15 protein-coding genes and 2 pseudogenes are annotated in these 21,142 nt (G+C 68.4%); 13 read left to right on the forward strand and 4 right to left on the reverse strand.

The annotated features are described in order from the left end of the window. The first annotated feature begins 330 nt into the window (after positions 1–330). Together ACZ4N5_RS39785 and ACZ4N5_RS39790 are read left to right on the forward strand one after the other, a co-directional pair. The gene (locus tag ACZ4N5_RS39785; protein ID WP_467761853.1) at positions 331–1,086 is read left to right on the forward strand and encodes a histone protein; all 756 of its coding nucleotides are present in this window, start codon (positions 331–333) and stop codon (positions 1,084–1,086) included. A 6-nt stretch (positions 1,087–1,092) separates the two neighbouring features. Then, entirely contained in the window at positions 1,093–2,142 is a 1,050-nt protein-coding gene (locus tag ACZ4N5_RS39790) for an SRPBCC family protein (RefSeq protein ID WP_467761854.1), read from the forward strand. 155 nt (positions 2,143–2,297) lie between these two features. Here ACZ4N5_RS39790 and ACZ4N5_RS39795 read toward each other — a convergent pair. Further along, positions 2,298–2,390 (reverse strand): annotated as a pseudogene (locus ACZ4N5_RS39795) (CBS domain-containing protein); the annotation flags it as partial. A 114-nt stretch (positions 2,391–2,504) separates the two neighbouring features. Here ACZ4N5_RS39795 and ACZ4N5_RS39800 point away from each other — a divergent pair. The 5 genes and pseudogenes from ACZ4N5_RS39800 to ACZ4N5_RS39820 all read left to right on the forward strand — a co-directional run bounded on the left by ACZ4N5_RS39800 (position 2,505) and on the right by ACZ4N5_RS39820 (position 10,650). After that, the gene (locus tag ACZ4N5_RS39800; protein WP_467761855.1) at positions 2,505–3,128 is read left to right on the forward strand and encodes a PRC-barrel domain-containing protein; all 624 of its coding nucleotides are present in this window, start codon (positions 2,505–2,507) and stop codon (positions 3,126–3,128) included. Between the two features lie 372 nt (positions 3,129–3,500). After that, positions 3,501–6,576: pseudogene (locus tag ACZ4N5_RS39805) on the forward strand (FAD-binding and (Fe-S)-binding domain-containing protein). Continuing rightward, positions 6,573–8,399, forward strand: coding sequence for a thiamine pyrophosphate-requiring protein (locus tag ACZ4N5_RS39810; protein WP_467761856.1), 1,827 nt, complete (start codon positions 6,573–6,575; stop codon positions 8,397–8,399). The pseudogene ACZ4N5_RS39805 and the gene ACZ4N5_RS39810 overlap by 4 nt, the downstream one beginning before the upstream one ends. Next, positions 8,396–9,601, forward strand: coding sequence for an enolase C-terminal domain-like protein (locus ACZ4N5_RS39815; RefSeq protein ID WP_467761857.1), 1,206 nt, complete (start codon positions 8,396–8,398; stop codon positions 9,599–9,601). Before ACZ4N5_RS39810 ends, ACZ4N5_RS39815 begins: the two co-directional genes overlap by 4 nt. A 38-nt stretch (positions 9,602–9,639) precedes the next feature. After that, entirely contained in the window at positions 9,640–10,650 is a 1,011-nt protein-coding gene (locus tag ACZ4N5_RS39820) for an SDR family oxidoreductase (RefSeq protein WP_467761858.1), read from the forward strand. A gap of 18 nt (positions 10,651–10,668) precedes the next feature. Here the strand turns inward: ACZ4N5_RS39820 and ACZ4N5_RS39825 are convergent, their stop codons facing one another. Further along, positions 10,669–11,157 (reverse strand): flavin reductase family protein, encoded by a 489-nt coding sequence (locus ACZ4N5_RS39825; RefSeq protein ID WP_467761859.1) that lies wholly within the window; start codon positions 11,155–11,157, stop codon positions 10,669–10,671. Between the two features lie 250 nt (positions 11,158–11,407). Between ACZ4N5_RS39825 and ACZ4N5_RS39830 the strand changes: the two genes are divergently transcribed. From ACZ4N5_RS39830 to ACZ4N5_RS39845, 4 genes are all read left to right on the forward strand, one after another. Beyond that, positions 11,408–12,592 (forward strand): AI-2E family transporter, encoded by a 1,185-nt coding sequence (locus tag ACZ4N5_RS39830; RefSeq protein ID WP_467761860.1) that lies wholly within the window; start codon positions 11,408–11,410, stop codon positions 12,590–12,592. Between the two features lie 329 nt (positions 12,593–12,921). Next, the gene (locus ACZ4N5_RS39835) at positions 12,922–13,794 is read left to right on the forward strand and encodes an SDR family oxidoreductase (RefSeq protein ID WP_467761861.1); all 873 of its coding nucleotides are present in this window, start codon (positions 12,922–12,924) and stop codon (positions 13,792–13,794) included. Between the two features lie 521 nt (positions 13,795–14,315). Further along, positions 14,316–15,491 carry a glutathione-independent formaldehyde dehydrogenase gene (locus tag ACZ4N5_RS39840; RefSeq protein WP_467761862.1) on the forward strand — a complete coding sequence of 392 codons (1,176 nt, stop codon included), beginning with the start codon at positions 14,316–14,318 and terminating at the stop codon, positions 15,489–15,491. A gap of 148 nt (positions 15,492–15,639) precedes the next feature. Next, positions 15,640–16,332 carry an HhH-GDP family DNA glycosylase gene (locus ACZ4N5_RS39845; RefSeq protein ID WP_467761863.1) on the forward strand — a complete coding sequence of 231 codons (693 nt, stop codon included), beginning with the start codon at positions 15,640–15,642 and terminating at the stop codon, positions 16,330–16,332. A gap of 159 nt (positions 16,333–16,491) precedes the next feature. Here the strand turns inward: ACZ4N5_RS39845 and ACZ4N5_RS39850 are convergent, their stop codons facing one another. Continuing rightward, positions 16,492–18,030, reverse strand: a complete 1,539-nt coding sequence (locus ACZ4N5_RS39850; RefSeq protein WP_467761864.1) for a CYTH and CHAD domain-containing protein — start codon at positions 18,028–18,030, stop codon at positions 16,492–16,494. Between the two features lie 540 nt (positions 18,031–18,570). On the opposite strand from ACZ4N5_RS39850, the gene ACZ4N5_RS39855 reads away from it, so the two are divergent. Together ACZ4N5_RS39855 and ACZ4N5_RS39860 are read left to right on the forward strand one after the other, a co-directional pair. After that, complete coding sequence (locus ACZ4N5_RS39855; protein ID WP_467761865.1) at positions 18,571–18,897, forward strand: plasmid stabilization protein; 327 nt, start codon at positions 18,571–18,573, stop codon at positions 18,895–18,897. Between the two features lie 75 nt (positions 18,898–18,972). Further along, the gene (locus ACZ4N5_RS39860) at positions 18,973–19,176 is read left to right on the forward strand and encodes a hypothetical protein (protein ID WP_467761866.1); all 204 of its coding nucleotides are present in this window, start codon (positions 18,973–18,975) and stop codon (positions 19,174–19,176) included. Positions 19,177–19,386: 210 nt separating this feature from the next. On the opposite strand, the gene ACZ4N5_RS39865 is transcribed toward ACZ4N5_RS39860, so the two are convergent. Continuing rightward, positions 19,387–20,754, reverse strand: coding sequence for a mycothione reductase (locus ACZ4N5_RS39865; protein WP_467761867.1), 1,368 nt, complete (start codon positions 20,752–20,754; stop codon positions 19,387–19,389). Positions 20,755–21,142 lie beyond the last annotated feature (388 nt).

The following is a 21,142-nucleotide window of genomic DNA, read 5'->3' on the forward strand; positions in this document are numbered from 1 at the left end:
CCCAACTACGCCCCGGGCAAGCGGCGTTCCGTCGAACATCCACGCAGTGGTGCGGCATGCGTATTGCCTGCGAGCGGACCTCTTTGTGCTGATCGGGGTCGAGTCCGTCTCGAAACGGTCACTGCCCAGTGCGGCGATATGTTCCGAACGAACGGACGCGGCTGCACGACCCGGGAGTGCTGTAGGCCCATCTGGCTCTGCTGAACCCGGGACTTGAAAGACCGAGAGATCGGCCTGGAGGAGTTCGAACGAGAAGGGGAGCGGCTGCTCGATCGGCTGTATGTCGAACGGGCCTGTTTCGCGCCCTGAGTGATCGAAGGTGACACAGTCATGGATGACAAGGAAAAGGTGGTTCTCGCGGCTGCGGTAGTGGGTGGCTATGCGCTGGGCCGCACCAAGAAGGGCCGGATGGCCCTGTCCATTGCGACCTATCTGGCTGGCCGGCGATTCGGTCTCGAACCTCGCCAGCTCGCCGCCGAGGGAATGCGCAGGCTGGGGGAGATTCCGCAAGTCGCCGAGTTGCAGGAGCAGTTGCGCGGGGAAGTGCTGGAGGCGGGCCGCAAGGCCATGAGCGCCGCCGCCGACCGGGGCATGAGCGTCCTGGCCGACACCCTCAGCGACCGCACGTCCCGACTCCTGGAGAAGGCGGATCAGGAGGAGGACGAGGAGGATCAGGCGCCGGAGGACGAGGGCGAGGACGCGGAGTACGAGGAGGAAGAAGAGCCTGAGAAAGAAGAGCCTGAGGCCGAGTACGAGGAAGACCAGGCCGAGGAAGAGGAAGAGCCGGAAGGCGAGTACCAGGAAGAGGAACCGGAAGGCGAACCAGAAGCGAAGTCGCGGAGGCGTCGCCGTTCGCCATCGGATCGGTCCCGCGGGACGCCAGCGGCACGCGAGAAGGCTGCTCCCGCCGGCAGGGAGAAGCCTCGGGCGGCCAAGAAGACTGCACAGAAGACTGCACCGGCGAAGAAGACGGCGCCCGGCAAGAAGACCGCCGCGAAGAAGACCGCTCCGGCCAAGAAGTCCGCTGCCTCGAAGACGACGTCATCGAAGCGAGCAGCGTCCAAGCGCGCCGGTCGTGGGAGGTAGGCAGCCATGGCCGAGAAGGAAACGGACGAGTCGGCAGAGGGTACGTCGGGCATGGACAAGCTCCGTGAGGAACTGTCCAAGTTCGTGTCCGCGCAGGTGGAGAACCTTGCCGAGAAAGCCGGCGACAAACTGACGGACGTCGCCGGACAGCTCACCGATGCGGCAGACAACGGTGGCTCGCTTCCCGCCATCGGGTCCCGCATCCTCCAGGGCGACTCACCGCTGAAGGCGTTCGTGTCGGAGAAGGCCAAGGGCGTCAAGGACAACGTCGTGGAAAAGGCCAAGAGCGCTTTCGGGGGCGGCAAAGGGAAGCGGAAGGCCAGCGGCGGCAAGGTCATGAACATCATCGAGGTTCTCGACGTCGGAGTGCCGCTCCGGGACACCTACGACTACTGGACGCAGTACGACAAATTCAGCAGCTTCGCCAAGGGCGTTCGCGACGTCTCCAAGGACGATGAGGGTGGGAGCGACTGGAAGGTCAAAGTCGGCCCTTCGTCGCGCAGCTTCAAAGCGACCGTCCAGGAACAGATTCCAGATGACCGGATCGTGTGGACCTCGAAGGGAGCCAAGGGGACCACGCGCGGCGCGGTCAGCTTCCACGAGCTGGCGCCCACCCTGACCCGGATCGTGCTGGTGGTGGAGTACTACCCGTCGGGATTCTTCGAGAAGACGGGCAACATCTGGCGGGCGCAAGGACGCCGCATGCGGCTGGACTTCAAGAACTTCCAGCGATACGTGACCCTCACCAACGAGGAACCCGAGGGCTGGCGCGGCGAAATCCGCGACGGAGAAGTCGTCGTGTCCCACGAGGACGCCGTGGAAGAGGAAGAGGCTCAGCAGGAGGAATCCGAGGGTGAAGAGCCCGAGGGCGAAGGCGAAGGTGAAGGCGAAGGTGAAGGCGAAGGCGATACCGAGGAAGGCGCCGACTCGGCGTACGAGGACGAGGGCGAAGAAGCGGCGGAGGATGAGGAAGGGGCGAACGAGGACGAGGAGGGGGCGAACGACGAGGAGGAGGCTCCCGGGAAGAGGAGAGAACAGAGACGACGCCGTGACTGACGTCGACTTCCGGCCGGGCGGGCATCAACTCCGCAGGACGTAGCAGGATGCAGAGCCTGGTTCATACGACGCCCCGCGCATCCATGTTCGAGCCTTCGCCCAAGACCGACTGTTCTGCTCCTGCGATCCTTCCATCGCTCGTCCCCGGCCCCGGCCGGGAGGGCGCGGGCTGCGTCCGCGAGGGCGACCGTGCTCACCAGGTCGTGTCCGTCAATGACAGGCAGGGGGCGCACCTTGTGGCCGGTCATGGCGCGGATGACCTCGACCGTGCAAAATGCATGATAAGAGCAATTGTTCGTATTAATAGGTTTCCGTGTCGTTCTGATGGTTACGCGATAGCCCGAGGGAGACAGGAGGCCAGGATGATCACTCAAGGGCAGATTGCCGCCGTGCTGGACCATCCGGTGTACGACGTCGACGGAAACAAGATCGGCGACACCAAGCATGTCTTCCTTGACGACGCGACCGGCGAACCCGAGTGGGTCAGCGTCAAGACTGGGCTCTTCGGCACCAGCGAGTCCCTCGTCCCCACTCGCGAGGCCACCATGGTGGATGACCACCTGGAGGTCTCCTGCGTCGAGGCCACCGTCAAAGACGCCCCCCATGTCGACGTCGACGCCGGGGGCTTCCTCACGGTGGACGAGGAACACCGCCTCTACGAGCACTACGGCATCGCGTGGGACGAAGACGGAGGTTGGCAGCAGGTCGTCAACCAGCCTGACCAGGGCGCACGGTCCCGGACCGACTCACGGGCTGTCCCTGATGTCACCGAAAGCGCCTCGCTGTCCTACGGCAACACCACCGCCTCGGAGATCACCCGCGACGGCAAAGAGACTCCCGACACCGAGTCTGTCCGCTCCGATTGTTCCGAAGATGGTTCGGGCGCGATGACGCGCTCCCAGGAGGGGCGGCGCGCCGGCATGGAAAGCCCCGCGGCAGGGCAGGCACGGCTGCGTTTGTACGTGGCTCCCCAAGAACGGCGATAGGGAATCCCGTCCTCCGGACGGCCAGTCCGCCGACGAGGTCCCGGCGGGCATCGCCCCACGTATGGGCGACACAGGGGTACGCTTCCGGCTCGGCTCCTTCGTCCTACCTGTGCAAGCTGCGGGTTGGTGAACACGGCCGCGGGAACAGCGTCGTAGGACATCGAACACGCTGGGTCACCAGCCGCAAGCCGGACGGCTGAAGGCGTTACGCGAAGCCTCCCGCACCGAGTTCGCCAAGATCCGCAAGGACTTCAGGTGACCGAGCATCGGCACCGGTCTATTCCGGTCGGACGTTAGCCGCCCCGTTCGCCGGGAACCCGTCTACCGCATCCGAGTGGCCCTCCGCGTCCGGGCGCTCGTAGAGGGGAGCCGATGGTGATCGAGGCACGTGGATCGGAGACCGTGTTGGACACACGTGCCCTGGAGAAGGCGCTCCGCGAGCGGGTGGACGGCGAGGTGCGGTTCGACGCGGGCAGCCGGGGGGCCTACGCGACGGATGGCTCGAACTATCGGCAGGTCCCGATCGGGGTCGTGGTCCCGCGCACGATCGACGCCGGTGCTGACGCCATCGCGGTGTGCGCCGAATTCGCGACACCCCTGCTGTCCCGAGGCGGCGGGACGAGCTTGGGCGGCCAGTGCACCAACACCGCCGTGGTCATCGACTGGACGAAGTACTGCGACAACGTGCTGTCGATCGACGCCGACCAACGCACCTGCGTCGTCGAACCGGGCATCGTGCTCGACAAACTCAACCGCCAACTGGACGACCAAAAACTCCAGTTCGGCCCCAAGCCGTCCACGCACAGCCACTGCTCGATCGGTGGCATGATCGGCAACAACTCGTGTGGCGGGTCCGCCCAGGCGTACGGCAAGACCGTGGACAACGTCCGGCGCCTGGAGATCCTGACCTACGACGGCACCCGCTGCTGGGTCGGCCCCACCTCCGAAGACGAGTACGCCGCGATCATCGCGGCCGGCGGCCGGCGGGCCGAGATCTATCGGGGGCTGCGGGAGATCATCGACCGCACGATGGCGGACGTAAGCCGCGGATTCCCCCGTATTCCGCGCCGGGTGTCCGGATACAACCTCGACTCGCTGCTGCCCGAGAACGGATTCGACGTCGCGCGGGCGCTGGTGGGCAGCGAGGGCACCCTCGTCACCGTCCTGCGCGCCGAACTGGACCTCGTACCGCTCCCGCCGTGCGAAGCCCTCCTTGTCCTCGGTTACGACGACATCTGCGCGGCGGCCGACGATGTGCCCCGGTTGCTGGAACACAGCAGTCCGGCCCAGCTGGAGGCCCTCGACGGGCGGATGGCCCAGTTGATGCGCGAGGAAGACGCCTATCTTGACTCGCTGCGCGAACTTCCGGAGGGCGAGAGCTGGCTCCTTGTCCAGTTCACCGGAGACAGCCAGAACGAAGTCGATGAGCGGGGCCGCGAGTTGATCCGGGCGCTCGGACGCGACGAGGACGGTCCCACGGTCGCGTTCTCCGACGACCCGGCGCGCGAACGCAAGATGCTCAAGGCGCGCGAGGCCGGCCTCGGCGTCACCGCGCGCCCGCCGGACGGCCGGGAGACCTGGGAGGGCTGGGAGGACTCGGCCGTGGCACCCGAGGTTCTCGGCGACTATCTGCGCGACCTGAAGAAGCTCTTCGCCGACTTCGGCTACGACCACCCTTCCCTGTACGGGCACTTCGGGCAGGGCTGTGTGCACCCGCATCCCTTTCGAGCTCACCACCGCCGAAGGCGTCACGAACTTCCGGGAGTTCCTCTTCCGGGCCGCGGACCTGGTGGCCTCCTACGGCGGTTCGCTCTCCGGTGAGCACGGCGACGGGCAGGCACGCGGCGAGCTGCTGCCGCGCACGTTCGGGGAGGATGTGGTGGCCGCCTTCGGGCAGGTGAAGGCCCTGTTCGACCCGGACAACCGGATGAACCCCGGCAAGGTCGTAGCCCCGCATCGCGTGGACGAGAACCTGCGCCTGGGACCCCTGTGGCGCCCGGACAGCCACGACACGCACTTCAGCTACCCGGACGACGAGCACTCCTTCGACCGGGCCGTGCTGCGCTGCGTCGGCATCGGAAACTGCCGTACGCACGAAGGCGGCGCTATGTGCCCCTCCTGTCGGGCGACCGGCGAGGAAGAGCACTCCACGCGCGGGCGCGCCCGCCTGCTGTTCGAGATGCTCGACGGGCACGCGGACTCCGCCATCACGGACGGTTGGCGCTCCACCGAGGTCCGCGACGCCCTGGACCTCTGCCTGGCCTGCAAGGGCTGCAAGTCCGACTGCCCGGTCGGGGTCGACATGGCGACCTACAAGGCCGAGTTCCTGTCCCACCACTACCAGGGACGGCTGCGGCCGGCGGCGCACTACTCCATGGGCTGGCTGCCGGTTTGGGCGCGGATAGCGCGGATCGCCCCGCGACTTGTCAACGCCGCGCTCGGTGCGCCCGGCGTTGCCGGCCTCGGCAAGCGCCTCGCGGGCGTGGCCGCGGAACGCGACGCGCCGGTCTTCGCCGAGGAGTCCTTCGTGCAGTGGTGGCAGGCGCGGGGGAGTGCGGAACCCGATCCGTCCGACCCGCGCACCGTCGTGCTCTGGCCGGACACGTTCAGCACCTACTTCCACCCGAGCGTCGCGAAGTCCGCGGTCCGGGTCCTGGAGGACGCCGGATTCCACGTCACCGTCCCGACCCGCGCCGTGTGCTGCGGCCTCACTTGGATCTCCACCGGCCAACTCGCCACCGCCGAAAGGGTGTTGCGCCGCACACTCGACGTCATGCGGCCATGGCTGGAGGCCGGCACACCCGTCGTCGGGCTCGAACCGTCCTGCACGGCCGTCTTTCGCGCAGACGCCCCCGAGTTGATGCCCGACAACCAGGATGTGCGGCGCCTGGCCGCGCAGTTCAGGACGTTCGCCGAGCAACTCCTCAACCACGCCCCTGAAGGCTGGCAGCCCCCGTCCCTCACCCGGGCGGCCATCGTGCAGACCCACTGCCACCAGCACGCGGTGACGAAGGACGACGCCGACCGCGAACTGATGCGGCGCGCCGGGATCGACGCGAGCGTCCTGGACGCCGGCTGCTGCGGTCTGGCCGGCAACTTCGGCTTCGAACAGGGCCATTACGACCTGTCCATGACCGTGGCGGAGCAAGGGGTGCTGCCCGCCGTACGGGACACCGCCCCCGGCGCACTGGTCCTCGCGGACGGCTTCAGCTGCCGTACCCAGATCGAACAGGGCGACACCGGCAGGCGTGCCCTGCATCTGGCCGAGGCACTCGCACTTGCCATGGACGGACAACACCTGCCTGCCGATCACCCCGAGAAGCTCGCCGACCGGCCCGAGGGCTCCGCCCGTGACGGCCGCCTGCTGGCCGCGGGCGCCGCAGCCTGCGCCCTTGGAGCGGCAGCGGCCGGGACCCACTGGTTCCGCAACCGGCAATCAGCGCGATGAGAGGAAATCCCGTGTCCATCAAGGTGTCCGACTACGTTCTCCGGCGGCTCCGCGAATGGGACGTCGACCACGTCTTCGCCTACGCCGGCGACGGTATCAACGGCCTCCTCGCGGCCTGGGGACGATCCGACAACAAGCCGAAGTTCGTCCAGTCGCGGCACGAGGAGATGTCCGCGTTCGAGGCTGTCGGCTACGCCAAGTTCTCCGGCAAGGTCGGTGTCTGCGCGGCGACTTCGGGCCCTGGTGCGATCCATCTCCTCAACGGTCTCTACGACGCGAAGCTCGACCACGTTCCGGTCGTCGCCATCGTCGGACAGACCAACCGCAGTGCCATGGGCGGCAGCTACCAGCAGGAGGTCGACCTGCTCAGCCTCTACAAGGACGTCGCTTCCGAGTACTGCGAGATGGTGACCGTCCCCGAGCAACTGCCCAACGTCATCGACAGGGCCATGCGTACCGCGTACGCCAGGCGCACGGTGACAGCAGTGATCATCCCCGCCGACGTACAGGAGTTGACCTACTCGGAGCCGACCCATGCCTTCAAGATGGTGCCGTCCAGCCTCGGCCTGACGCACTCCGCGCCGGTCCCGGCCGCGTCGGACCTCGCTCGCGCGGTCGAGGTGCTGGACGCGGGCGAGAAGGTCGCGATCCTGATCGGGCAGGGCGCGCGCGGTGCCAGGGCCGAAGTGCAGGAGATCGCCGACGTGCTCGGCGCCGGCGTGGCCAAGGCACTGCTCGGCAAGGACGCCCTGCCGGACGATCTGCCGTATGTGACCGGATCGATCGGGCTGCTCGGCACCCGTCCTTCCTACGAGTTGATGCGGGACTGCGACACCTTGCTCGTCATCGGCTCCAGCTTCCCGTACACGCAGTTCCTGCCCGAGTTCGGCCAGGCCCGCGCCGTGCAGATCGACATCGACCCGTTCATGATCGGGCTGCGCTACCCCTTCGAGGTCAACCTCGTCGGTGACGCGAAGCAGACCCTCAAGGCCCTGCTGCCGCAGCTGAAGCGGAAGCAGCACGGCAAGTGGCGCAAGAAGATCGAGAAGGACACGGCCCGCTGGTGGGAGGTCATGGAGCGGCGTGCGGCCGTGGACGCGGACCCCATCAACCCCGAGTACGTGGTGCACGCGCTCGACGCACTCCTGCCGGACGACGTGATCCTGGCCGCCGACTCCGGCTCCGCCGCCAACTGGTACGCACGGCACCTGCGGATGCGCGGCGCCATGCGTGGTTCCCTGTCCGGCACCCTCGCGACCATGGGGCCGGGGGTCCCGTACGTCATCGGCGCGAAGTTCGCGCATCCCGATCGTCCCGCGCTGGCGATCGTGGGCGACGGAGCCATGCAGATGAACGGCATGGCCGAACTCATCACCTCCGCCAAGTACTGGCCCGAGTGGGAGGACCCGCGGCTGATCGTCGCCGTCCTCAACAACCAGGATCTCAACCAGGTCACCTGGGAGATGCGCGCCATGTCCGGCGCCCCGCAGTTCCTGCCCTCGCAGTCTCTCCCGGACGTGCCGTACGCCGACTTCGCCCGCTCGATCGGCCTCGGCGGGCTACGGGTGGAGAAGCCGGGAGACGTGGAGGACGCCTGGCAGCGGGCGCTCGGCGCCGACCGGCCGTTCGTCATCGACTTCCGCACCGACCCCGCCGTACCGCCGATCCCGCCGCATGCCGACCTCGACCAGATCGAGGCCGCGGCCTCCGCCGTCATCAAGGGCGACAGCGACCGGACCGGCATGATCCGGCAGGGGCTGAAGGCGAAGGTGCAGGACATGCTCCCTGGCGGCAAGAAGCGCCAGGACAAGCCGGAGGAATGATGACCCCGCGCGCCGCCGACCACCCCCTGGGCGCCGCTGGAGAAGGTGAGTTGCTGCACACCGCTGTCGACGGCGAACCGTTCGTGGACCGGGTCGAGACCGCCGTCTACACCGTCCCCACCGACACCCCGGAGGGCGACGGCACGCCGGCCTGGGACTCGACCACCATGATCGTGGTCCAGGTCAGCGGCGGCGGCGCCACAGGACTCGGATACACCTACGGCGCGGCGGCGACCGCCCACGTCATCGAGCGGCAACTCGCCGACGTCGTGACCGGCCGGTGCGTCTGGGACGTCCCCGCCGCCGCCGAGGCGATGAACAGGGTGGTCCGCAACGCCGGCCGGCCCGGTCTGATCGCCGGCGCCGTCTCGGCCGTCGACATCGCGCTGTGGGACCTGAAGGCCCGCCTCCTCGACCTGCCTCTGGTACGGCTGCTCGGCGGGAGCCGCACCCACGTGCGGATGTACGGCAGCTGCGGCTTCACGACGTACGACCAGGACCAGCTGGGTCGCCGACTGCGCGGTTGGGTCGAGGAACAGGGAATCCCCCGGGTGAAGATCAAAATCGGGGAGTCCTGGGGGCGCGCCGAGCAGCGGGACCGCGAGCGGATCGCGCAGGCTCGGCGCAGTATCGGCGACGCGGCGGAGCTCTACGCCGACGCCAATGGCGCGTACGGCCGCAAGCAGGCGATCCGGATGGCCCGCCACCTCGACGAGCACGGCGTGACATGGTTCGAGGAACCCGTCTCCTCGGACGACCTGGCCGGGCTGGCGCAGGTCCGGGCATCCGTCGCACCCGAGGTGACCGCGGGCGAATACGGCTACACCCTCGCCTACTTCGGGCACATGCTCGGCGCCGGATCCGTGGACTGCCTCCAGGCCGACGCCACCCGCTGCGGCGGAATCACCGTCTGGCTGCGCACGGCAGCCCTGGCGGAAGCCGCCGGACTGGAACTCTCCGGACACTGCGCCCCGCACGTGCACGCACACGCGGCTGCCGCGATTCCCAATCTGCGCCATCTGGAGTGGTTCCACGACCACACGCGCATCGGGGACCTCTTCTTCGACGGAACCCTCGACCCGCGCGGGGGCACCATCCTGCCGGGTGCCGACGGCGCACCCGGCCACGGCCTGGCCCTCCGAGCCGACCAGGCGGAGAAGTACCGGACGGAGTGGACCGGGACAGGAAGGGAGTCACGATGAACAGGCCGAAGTCGCCTTCCGAGACGAACAGGACGAGCATGAGCCAGCAGACCGTTGTCATCACCGGGGCCAGCGCCGGCATCGGCCGTGCCACCGCACGCTTCTTCGCCGAGCGTGGCGCGAACGTCGTTCTCCTCGCGCGTGGCAAGGCGGGCCTCGACGCCACGGCCGCCGATGTCGAGGAAAGGGGCGGCCGTGCCCTCGCTGTGCCCACCGACATGGCCGACCCCGCACAGGTCGAGGCCGCGGCCGTGGCCGCCGAGGAAGCCTTCGGTCCGATCGACGTCTGGGTCAACAACGCCTTCACGTCGGTGTTCGCGCCGTTCATGGAGATCGAGCCCGACGAGTACAGGCGGGTCACCGAGGTGAGCTATCTGGGCTTCGTGCACGGCACCCGGGCCGCCCTCCAGCGCATGATCCCGCGCGACGCAGGCGTGATCGTGCAGGTCGGCTCGGCGCTCGGCGACCGGTCCATCCCCCTGCAGTCCGCGTACTGCGGTGCCAAGCACGCCGTCAACGGCTTCACATCGAGCGTCCGCACCGAGCTGATGCACCAACACAGCAACGTGAGTGTCACGGTGGTGCAGATGCCGGCGGTCAACACCCCACAGTTCTCCTGGGTGTTGTCCCGGCTGCCGAAGCACCCCCAGCCCGTACCTCCCATCTACCAGCCGGAGGTGGCCGCCAGGGCCGTCGTCAACGCAGCGGACCATCCGCACCGCAAGCAGTACTACGTAGGCGCGTCCACCGCCGCGACGATCCTCGCGAACAAACTGGCCCCCGCCCTGCTGGACCGCTACCTCGCGCGCACCGGCTACGCGTCCCAACAGACCGACGACAGCGAACCCGGCACCCGCACGGCCAACCTCTGGCACCCCGCGGACGAAGCCCCGGAACACGACTACGGAGCACACGGCTCCTTCGATGAGACGTCCCACCCCCGCTCGGCCCAGGCGGCACTTGCGCGACACCGCGGGCTTGTGTCGGCCGCCGCGACGGGAGCGGTGGTGGGTCTGGGAGCGGTGATACGGCGCAGGCGACTGCGTTAGCCCGGGAAGAGGGGTTGCTCAGTTCGCCGGGTGGCCAGGGGTGATGTCATGGGTGTCGTTCAGCGTCAGCAGAGGGGTGCGGCTGCCCGCGAGATTCTCCGCCGCCTCCGGAGCGAGCAGGAAACCGACGTGGTCGCCGCCGTCGATCCGGTTCTCCACGCGGCCGACGAACCAGGCGGGGGCCTCGTCGAGGATCAGTGATCCGCCCGGTCCCAGGTGCCACGGGATGTCGGTGAACTTGTCCGTACGGTCGCCGGTCTCGCCGCCGAAGAGCAGTGCCAGCCGGTGCTGGTCGCGGCGGAGCAGATGGACCGCGAGCCGTTCGGCGTGCTCGGCCACCCGGTACGTCCGGTTGGCTCTGGACAGCCAGACCATGAACCGGGCGGGCCTGATCGAGCACTGCGAGGCGAATCCCACCAGGCAGCCGGCTCTCTCCTCACCGGCCTCCGCGGTCACGATGTACATCGGGTAATCGAGCAGGCCGGTGAAGGGATCGAGATCGGTCACGGAGTTCGGCTCCCGCTTCAAGGGATCGAATGTCGGCCAAGCGTTCACCATATGGGTGGCCCGGTCGGCTCACGACGCGCTGGACAGGGCACGGACGCGGTACGAGCGCAGTCCCTGGGTACCCGGACCGGTGCCGTAACGCGTCTCGGACGAACCGCTCGTGGGCGACGGCACAGGGCGAAAGGCGTTCAGTCGTGTCCAGACTGGCACGCGCCACGCCTGTTCGAGGCAGTCGAGGAGAGGCGTCGCGATGTCTGCGCAGTCCGGGCCCGAGCCCGAGTCCGTTCGGCAGGAGCGCGGTGCGGTGGAAGGGACGGGCGTACACGGCTTCGGCTCCGGCCCGGCGGACGTCGTCGAGACGTGGGGGAAGGCGCCTCCGGAGCCGCCGCGTCGACATCCACGCGACGGGCGCGGACGGTCGTGGGTGACGGTCGGGTTCGGTCTGGGCCTGGGAGCGAGTCTGGCGTGGATCGCCGTTCAGACCGTTCTGCGGGTCAGCTCGATGCTGACCTTGCTGCTGCTGGCCGTGTTCATCGCCATCAGTCTGGAACCGCTCGTGGTGTGGTTCACGCGCCGGGGCCTGCGGCGCGGCTGGGCCGTCGCGATCGTGCTGACGGGGTTCGTCGTGGTGCTCGGCGGGTTCCTGGCTCTGGTCATTCCGCCGGTGGCCAAGGAGATGTCCGCACTGGTCGACGCGGTGCCCGGCTGGTTGCAACAGGTCCACGACCACCAGTCGGCGATCGGCCGTCTGGAGGACCGCTACCACCTGGTCGAGAAGGCCAAGCAGCAGATCGGCTCGGGAAACGGAGCGACCGGGCTGGCCGGTGGTGTCCTCGGCGCAGGCCAGAGGGTCCTGAGTACCCTCACGTCAACGGCGATCGTGATCACGGTGACCCTCTACTGCATGGCGGCCCTGCCGGCCATCAAACAGTTCTGCTACCGCTTCGTGGCCGCGAGCCGGCGTGAACGCGTCGAGGGTGTGGCCGAAGAGATCATGAACCGGATCGGGAAGTTCATGCTCGGCAACCTTGTCACCTCGGGGATCGCCGGCTTGGCGACCTTCGCCTGGTGCGCGGGCACCGGCGTCCCCTACGCCGCCGCCCTGGGCATCTTCACCGCCCTGATGGACCTGATCCCGATCGTCGGCTCCACTCTGGCCGGTGTCGTCGTCAGCCTCGTCGCGCTGTCCGTGTCCCTGCCCATCGCGATCGCGACCGCGGTCTTCTATGTCCTCTTCCGGGTCGCCGAGGACTACCTCATCGTGCCGAGGGCCATGAAGTTCGCGGTCGACGTCCACCCGCTGGTCACCGTCCTCGCGGTGCTGATCGGCGGGGCGCTCCTCGGCATCATCGGCGCCCTCGTCGCCATCCCGGCGGCCGTCGCCGTCGGCCTGGTCCTCGACGAGTACGTGTTTCCCAACACGGAGCGAAAGTGAAGGCGCGTCGGCCGGCGCGGCAACGTCTTCGTCGCCTTCCGGGGCACCCGTCGACCCCGGGGGAGGGTCGCCCCGACTGGCTGGGCTGCCGGGATTCCGTACGGCGTGCCAGCAGGGCGAACAACAGGTCTGTCCGGCCGCCGAGGTGCCCGTCAGCCCAGAAGGCCGGGGAGCCGTGACGCGCATGCGGCGGGTGCACAGGGGTACTCGATCGAAGCTCGAATCCAAGATCGCCGCAGTGCCGGTCTCAGCCAGGAGCGAGCGATGCCCGTGGCGCCCTCGAGATCTGCCGTCCTGGCTGACCTCACACCCGTTCAGGAGACGTTCTCATGCCTGACAACCCGGTCGACAAGCATCCCCGCCCCGAATTCCCGCAACAGGACCAGGAGCATCCTGGATGGACGGGCCCCATGGATCCCCCGCCCGATCACGGCGAGGATTCCTACGCGGGCTCCGGCCTGCTGAAAGACCGCAAGGCACTGCTGACGGGAGGCGACTCCGGCATCGGGCGGGCGGTAGCGCTCGCCTTCGCCCGCGAGGGAGCGGACGTCCTGTTCACCCACCTTCCCCAAGAGGCGGAAGACGCCGCCGAGACCGCCGCTCTGGTCGAACAGGCAGGGCGCAAAGCAGTCGCTGTCGAATGCGACATCCGCGAGGAGGACCAGTGCCGCCGACTCGTGGAACGAGCGGTCGAGGAGTTCGGGCGGATCGACATCCTCGTCAACAATGCCGCGTACCAGATGTCCCAGCCGGACGGCATCGAAGCGATCTCGACCGAGCAGTTCGACCGCGTCGTGCGCACCAACCTCTACGGCATGTTCTGGCTCTGCAAGATGGCCCTCCCGCACATACCGGCAGGCGGCTCGATCATCAACACCACATCCGTGCAGGCCTACAAGCCGAGCCCGCATCTGTTGGACTACGCCACGACGAAGGGCGCGATCGTCACCTTCACCCAAGGGCTGGCGCAGATGGTCGCCGGTGACGGCATCCGCGTCAACGCCGTAGCGCCCGGACCGGTGTGGACCCCGCTGATCCCCGCGACCCTGCCGGACACCGCCGAATTCGGCAAACAGGCACCCATCGGCCGGCCCGCCCAGCCCGCCGAGATGGCCCCCGCCTACGTCTTCCTCGCCTCCCCGCACGCCAGCTACATCACCGCGGAAATCGTCAACGCCACCGGTGGAACACCGCTGCCCTGAGCGGCCAAGGGGTCCACCGGCTCAGCCCCACCGCACCACCCGACTCCCCGGCGGCCCGGCCTCGCCCACGGAGGGCCGGGCAGGCCGGCCGTGATCGCGAGCATCAGCGGAGGGTGATGGAGTACCCGCCGACGACGCGTAGAGGCCGTCGTGGTGACGAGTCACGGCCGCTCGCAGACCAGGAGCGGCACCGGGGCGATCCACAGGACCGGGCGGTGCGGACTTGCCGATCACCGGCCCGGCCACGACGACGGCAGGTGCCCGGTAAGGTCCGAAGATTCCGCCGATCGGTCGGTGCGCGGCTGTTTTGCGTGGGGGCAGGCGGGGACTCGGACGGTACGCCGCCGGAGCACCGAAGCTCTGCCTGCAGCCCGGCGGCAGCCCGGCCGTTTCCGAGCCGGTGAACGGCTTTCAGAGACCGGAGCCACGGGCCCCGCCGTATCAACTCACGGGCGTCAGGCTTCGCATCCTCTCCATCACCGCCGTGGTGCGGTCATGCCGCGGCGCCTAAGGAAGCGATCATGAAAGCAGCGGTATACGAAGGTCCGCGAACGGTCACGGTGAAGGACGTACCGGACGCGAAGATCGAGCATCCTTGCGACATTGTCGTCAAGATCACCACCACCAACATCTGCGGTTCGGACCTGCACATGTACGAGGGCCGCACCTCGTTCGAGGCCGGCCGCACCCTGGGACACGAGAACATGGGTCAGGTCGTGGAGGTCGGCTCGGCCGTCCGCAAGGTCCAGGTCGGCGAGTATGTGGTCCTGCCCTTCAACATCGCCTGCGGTTTCTGCAAGCAGTGCGAGCAGGGTCTGACGAGCTACTGCCTGACCATGCAGCCGGAACCGGCCCTCGCCGGAGCCGACTACGGATTCGCCGAAATGGGCCCCTACCAGGGCGGCCAGGCGGAACTGCTGCGCGTGCCCTACGGCGACTTCAACGCGCTGCGTCTGGGCGAGGACGCCACCGAGCGGCAGACCGACTATGTGATGCTCGCCGACATCTTCCCCACCGGCTATCACGCCACCGAGATGGCCGAGGTCAAACCGGGCGATCAGACGATCGTCCTCGGGGCCGGTCCCGTCGGGCTGATGGCGGCCTACTCCGCCCTCCTCAAGGGCGCCAGCCGCGTGTGGGTGGCCGACCACCAGCCCGACCGGTTGCGCAAGGCCGAGGAGATCGGGGCCATCCCGATCAACACCGCCGAGCAGAATCCGGCGGAGGTCGTCAAGGAAGCCACCCTCGGCCTGGGTGCCGACAACGGCTGTGAGTGCGTCGGCTACCAGGCGCACGACCCCGAGGGGCACGAGGACGCCAGCCTCACGCTCAACGCACTGATCGACTCGGTCAGGTTCACGGGCCACATCGGCGTGGTGGGCGTCTTCCTGCCCCAGGACCCCGGCGGTGCCGAGGCCCAGGGGGAACTGGAGGCGCAAGGCAAGGTCCCGATCGACTTCGGCATGATGTGGTTCAAGGGCCAGCACATGGGCACCGGGCAGGCGCCCGTGAAGAAGTACAACCGGGCGCTGCGGGATCTGATCGCCGGCGAGAAGGCAACGCCGAGCTTCGTCGTCTCCCACGAACTCGGCCTGGACGAGGCCCCCACCGCCTACGAGCACTTCGACGCCCGTGACGAGGGCTGGATCAAGGTGGTTCTGCACCCGAACGGACACGGGAACGGCCACAAGCGATAGGGAATCCGAAGGCCACCGTCCCGCCCCGCCTGGGGAGGCCGGCCCACGAACAGACCCCGACGGGCACCCGAACGCCACAGAACCAGCCAGCCGCTTCTCACAACAGACCGCACAGACGTACCAGAAATTTGCAGAGGCGGTGATCAGCGTGGCCACGACGCGCCCTGAGACGTCCACGCAACGCAATACCCGCGCCAGCGACAGGAAAAAAGACGCGAAAGTGGTGAACACCCTACTGAGGCGGCAAGAAAGGACATACGCGGCGCAGGCCGGAATCCGGTTGCGTGACACCCCGGCTCCGCTCTACCAGATGCTCGTGCTGGCGAACCTGCTCAGTGCCCGTATCAAGGCAGACATCGCGGTCTCGGCAGCCAGAGCACTGTTCGAAGCCGGGATGCGCGACAGCCGGTCGATGGCGCGGGCGACCTGGCAGGAACGTGTCGACGCGCTCGGCAAAGGCGGATACCGGCGCTATGACGAGCGCACCTCCGCCATGCTCGGTGAGGGAGCGGAACTGCTGCTCGACCAGTACGACGGTGATCTGCGGCGGCTGCGCAAGGAATCCGACCCCGCAAAAGCGCTGCAGCGCTTTCCGGGCATCGGTCCGACGGGGACCGACATCTTCCTCCGCGGCGTACAGGCCATCTGGCCGGAGTTCCATCCGTACGTGGATCGCAAGGCCCTGGACGGCGCCCGACGGCTCGGACTCCCCGCCTCGCCGGAGAAGCTGGCCGGCCTCGTGACCCGTCGCGAGGTGCCTTTGCTGGCGGACGGCCTGGTACACGCGGCCCTCGACAAACCCATGGCCGACGCGGTGCTCGCCGCCGCGGACCGGGCATGACGGCGGGGTGGCCGGCTCGCGCTGCGCATCGGTGAGCACAAAAGCGGCGGTGACTGTTGCGTGTTCAAGGTGACTGTTGCCTGCTCGATCAGGGAAGAGCGATCCGAAGAATTGCACCGCCCCGGTACCGAACGAGCGCACAGACGGTCACATGCGCGATCAGAGGCGGAGACCCTTGCGCCGGGCTGCCGCGCGGGCACGAGCCCACGCCTCGGGGAGCTGCCGTTCCCGGCCCCCCGCCGCGGTTCTCTCCTGACCGTGCAGCAGGCCCCAGGTGAAGCCGGATTCCCCCGCCGCGTGTGCGGCGATCGCAAGACCGCGCAAGGTGTCACGGGCCACGACACTGTCGTGCTGGGCGCCGCTCACCTGCTGTACGGCCTTGACGCGCTTGCCGAGGCGTCGAACGGGCTTGCCCAGTGCGGGGCGGGCCGCCTCCGCGGCATAGCGAAGCCTCTTGGCGGCCTTGCGGGCGTGGTGGATCCGGGCATCACGTTCCGGTCCGGACGGCATATCGAGCGCACGGTCCATTCGCTGACCAAGTCGCCCGTACTCCTTCCCAAGCGCCTTGACCAAGACCTTCTCCGGTTTTCCAGCCGCCTTCGCACGCAGCGGCGGCGCCTCGGCCAACCGGTTCAACTGCTCAAGCAGGTTCACGTAGCGGGGCGTGGCGAGCGCGTCCAGGGTGCGTCGACGGCCCTCGGCCTGCCGCGCCGCGTCCCAGGCCTGCAGCCGTGCGTCGACCGGGCCCAGGACCAGTTCGCCGGGAAGTTCCCGCACGCCGGAGGTCAGCCGCTCCCGGAGCACCTCATGGTCGCGCTCCACACCGAGCTCGGCGCCGAGCCACCTCAGATCCCGCCGAACGGGGTCGGTGACCTCACGGTCGAGGACGGGTCGGTAGGAGCGCAGGCAACTGCGCAGACGGCGGGCCGTGGTGCGCATCCGGTGCACGGCGTCGGGCAGGTCGCGGCGCACAGCGGGGTCAAGGTCCGTCAGGGCGTCCACCAACCGGCGAACGTACGCGACCACGTGATCGCCGGCCGATCCCGGGGCGACCCCGGCGCGCGCATCAGCCGTGCCTTCGAGGAGGGACGTCGTCTCGGACAGGGCACGGACGACTTTCGAGGGGCCCTGGGCGCGGTCGACACCCCTCTTCCGGAGCACCTTTTCGATGGCGTCCAGGAGCGCAGGATCACCGTCGTCGACGAGTTCGACCTCCATCTCCGTCCACTTCGTGTGCCCGGCGTCGTCCAGCAGCGAGTCGGCGCGCACCGCATCCGTACTCAGCTCGGCCAGGGCGTCACCCCCGGCGTCGAGAAGTCGGCGCAGGGATCGGGTGGAGCGGATCCGCACGACCGGCCGCAGCTCTGCGCCGCGGGTGCGCGAGAGAGCCAGATCCCGCAGGTCCTCAGGGACCTCTTCCGATGACAGCGGGAGCCGGATCTCCTCCCGGGTGTCTCCCTCCAGGGGTAGTTTCAGGTGCCAGCCGGCGTCGGCGCCGCCCCTCCGGCGCCGCAGGGACGCCCTGGTGCGTGCCAGTCGCAGGTCCTCGGTGTCGTAGTAGACGGCATCCAGCTCCTGCGTCGCATGTTCTGCGAGCGAGGCGACCCGATCCACTCCCGTCAGCTCGGACAGCCATGCGATGTCGTCTCCCGGAGGCGCCGCGTATTTGCGTTCTGTCTCTCGTGTCGAATGGACCATACAGATCGCGTTGACACATTTCCCGGGCTCAAACTCGACGTACGCCGCTTCGCGGGTTCACCTTTGCGCGCGTGGTGGATCGGAGGCGGACCCCTCGTCCTCGCTGCGCGTCTGCGGCGCCAGCGCTGCGCACATCGCCGCCCGGTCGCCCCCGCTGACAGCTCGCTCGAAAGCCGCGGCTGTGTCGGAGGCGGCGTCGACGCGTCGGCCGGGGGGCCGCAGGCGGTGAGGCCGGCAACGAGAGCGCACACGGCGAGGAGTGCCGAGGCGGTCGGCCGCCGTGGTCTGTTCACACTCGGCTTCTTCGCGCAGGTCTGGCTGCCATGGTGGGAGGCCTTCCACCCGAAACAGTGCGCGACACGCTTCAGTCTCCTCTCATGGTCACGAAGCGTGTCGCGGCTCTTCTCTCCCAGAGGGGCTCCCCGCCGCTTCGGGGGAAATGCTCCGAAGCGGCGTGACGGGAGGCGGCATGCGGGTGCGCGCAATGTGATCGTCCTTGACGGAGCGGCTCCCGGGCCGCCGGTGTGGAAGGAGAGCGTCATGCCGCGGGGTTCCAACGCGAAGCGTGAGCGTCAGTACGAGCACATCAAGGAAAGCGCCGAGCAGCGCGGCACCTCCGAAGGGCGGGCGAAGGAGATCGCGGCGCGCACGGTGAACAAGGAGCGCGCCCGCTCGGGAGAGTCGAAGTCGGCGAGCAAGACCTCCACGAAGGATCCGAAGTCCGCCTCCCAGCGCGGCGGGGAGCGTTCCCACAGCGGTTCCCGGGGGCCGACGAAGGACCAGCTGTACGCGGAGGCGAAGAAGCGCAACATCGACGGCCGTTCGTCCATGAACAAGCAGGAACTGGCCAAGGCCCTCGGCCGCTGACCGGTCGGCGCAAAGCCAGTCCCAGCACGCAGCCGGTAAGGCGTCCTCGCGTGCGCCTGCCGAGTAAGGAGACTCATGCCTTCCCCCACCCCCAAGCCCCGGCGCCCGGCGGGCGAGAAGCATCCGAAAACCGCCGGCGAGGAAGTCCTGCACGAGGTCGAGGAAGCAGAAACCCAGGACGTCGACGGTCATGAACGGCGCGAGCAGGACCGCGAAGCGTCGGACGCTCTGACCCCGAACAGGGATGCCCAGGCCGACGTCCAGCAGCACCACGGGTGACCGATCAGTCCAGAGGGGAAGTCCGCCCCGAAAGCGGCCGGCCGTCCATCTCGCTCGGGACAGGGCCCCGAGCGATGCGGTCCGGGGCACGAAGCCGGCGCGGGGACACCGGAGGGGATAACCACGGCCTCATCGAGGGGGCAACCGTTTTGGCAACGGCAGGGAGCGGTTCGGCGGTGTCGGCCCGACTGGGTTCTGGATGGTACGCGCTCAATCGGCCAGGCCGCGCAGGGCGTTTTCGACGACCTCGGTCAGCGCAGGGTGGATCCACAGGGGCCGGTCGGCAAGCTCCTGTGCCGTCAGTCCGAAGGTCATGGCGACGACGAGGGGCTGCACCAAGCCAGCGGCCTGCGCTCCCAGCAGGTGCGCCCCGATCAGACGTCCCGAACCACGCTCCACCAGCACTTTGCAGAAGCCCTGCCTGTCCTCAAGAGCCCAGCCGTACGCCACGTCCTCATACCGGTGGACTCCGGTGACGTAGCGAAGGCCCTGCCGGCGGGCCTCCTGTTCGGTGAGGCCGACCTGTGCGATCTGCGGGTTGGTGAACACGGCGGCGGGGACTGCGTCGTAGGACATGGACCGCGGCCGGCCGGGGTGCAGCAGGTTGTGGGCCACCACCTCAGCCTCGCGATTGGCCACATGCTTCAGCGGGGGCCCGGGAGTGATGTCGCCGAGTGCCCAAACGCCGGCGGCACTGGTACGCATCTGCGCGTCGACTTCGATCAGACCGGCGTCATCGCAGGCGATACCGGCTTGCTCCAGACTCAGCCCGTCACTGTTGGGACGACGGCCCACGGCTACGAGCAGGGTGTCCGCCTCGAGCACCGATCCGTCGTCGAGAGTCAGCCGCAGCTCGCCCGCTTCACCTGCCGCGTGAGTCAGTCCTCGGCCGAGTCGTAGGTCCCACACCGGCTTCATGAGCTCGGTGAAGGCCTCGGACACCGATTCGTCCTGTTCGGCCAGGAGTCGCTCTTGCTGCTCGATCACGCTGATGGCGGCGCCTGCCGAGTGGAAGACATGTGCGAGCTCGGTGGCGATGTAGCCGCCTCCGAGGACCACGAGCCGCTCCGGGACCTTCTCCAGCCTCATCACCGTGTCGGAGGTCTCGAAGGGCAGCCCCGAGTCCGCGACCACCGGTGGGACGACCGGTCGCCCTCCAGCGGCCACCACCACACGGTCTGCGGTGATCCGCTGGGCACCGGCGTCCATCTCCACCAGCAGCTCGCGGGGACCTGCAAAGTGGGCCCGGCCCCGGTAGGCGGTGACGAACGAGGATTCCCGACGGCCTTCCTCGCCTTCCTCCGCGGCGGCGTCGATCCTGCCGAAAACCCGTCGCTGCACCTCTGGCCAGGCGATTTCGCGCAGGCGCGCGTCTACGTCGAGCCGGTCGCTGTCACGGATGGTATCGGCCACCTCCGCGGTCAGGGCCAGCATTTTGCTGGGGATACAGCCGGCGTTGAGGCAGGTACCGCCGAAGGGCCCTTCGGCGACAACGGCGACGTCGAGGTGGGAGAAGCGGTCATCGATGAGAGCGTTGCCCGAGCCGGCTCCGAGGACGAGGAGATCATGATGAGGCATACGAAACAGGTAGCCACAGGATGCCCGGCCACACCCGCACACCACGGGAACAGCAGCCAGGCGGCCCGGAACTCACGGATGCGGCAGAACACGCCGCCGCACCGTCAGAGCGCCCCAACGATGTCGGTCGCTAGGCGACGCAGCACGTGTAGTCACGCTGCTCAGCTTGACGTCGGCACACCGGTCGTCAAGCCTTCGAAAGGCACCAGAACGGACTGCGGCGGCTGACTCAGCGGCCTGCCGCGGAGTACATCGCGTGCCTTTCCCAACGGGAGCGAGTTGATCCTCTGTTGGAGGACTTTGATCGCCGGGTCGGCGACCTCTGAGCATTCGATACGGTCCAGGGCAGCCAGCCATTTGGACGATGCGGTTTCCAGGACCCGACTCT

The sequence above is a fragment of the Streptomyces sp. NPDC026500 genome, from assembly GCF_055567635.1.

Coding starts and splice junctions, on each gene's coding strand:
- ACZ4N5_RS39785 (WP_467761853.1), top strand. CDS start 331: ATGGATGACAAGGAAAAGGTGGTTCTCGCGGCTGCGGTAGTGGGTGGC.
- ACZ4N5_RS39790 (WP_467761854.1), top strand. CDS start 1,093: ATGGCCGAGAAGGAAACGGACGAGTCGGCAGAGGGTACGTCGGGCATG.
- ACZ4N5_RS39800 (WP_467761855.1), top strand. CDS start 2,505: ATGATCACTCAAGGGCAGATTGCCGCCGTGCTGGACCATCCGGTGTAC.
- ACZ4N5_RS39810 (WP_467761856.1), top strand. CDS start 6,573: ATGAGAGGAAATCCCGTGTCCATCAAGGTGTCCGACTACGTTCTCCGG.
- ACZ4N5_RS39815 (WP_467761857.1), top strand. CDS start 8,396: ATGATGACCCCGCGCGCCGCCGACCACCCCCTGGGCGCCGCTGGAGAA.
- ACZ4N5_RS39820 (WP_467761858.1), top strand. CDS start 9,640: ATGAGCCAGCAGACCGTTGTCATCACCGGGGCCAGCGCCGGCATCGGC.
- ACZ4N5_RS39830 (WP_467761860.1), top strand. CDS start 11,408: ATGTCTGCGCAGTCCGGGCCCGAGCCCGAGTCCGTTCGGCAGGAGCGC.
- ACZ4N5_RS39835 (WP_467761861.1), top strand. CDS start 12,922: ATGCCTGACAACCCGGTCGACAAGCATCCCCGCCCCGAATTCCCGCAA.
- ACZ4N5_RS39840 (WP_467761862.1), top strand. CDS start 14,316: ATGAAAGCAGCGGTATACGAAGGTCCGCGAACGGTCACGGTGAAGGAC.
- ACZ4N5_RS39850 (WP_467761864.1), bottom strand. CDS start 18,030: ATGGTCCATTCGACACGAGAGACAGAACGCAAATACGCGGCGCCTCCG.
- ACZ4N5_RS39855 (WP_467761865.1), top strand. CDS start 18,571: ATGCCGCGGGGTTCCAACGCGAAGCGTGAGCGTCAGTACGAGCACATC.
- ACZ4N5_RS39860 (WP_467761866.1), top strand. CDS start 18,973: ATGCCTTCCCCCACCCCCAAGCCCCGGCGCCCGGCGGGCGAGAAGCAT.
- ACZ4N5_RS39865 (WP_467761867.1), bottom strand. CDS start 20,754: ATGCCTCATCATGATCTCCTCGTCCTCGGAGCCGGCTCGGGCAACGCT.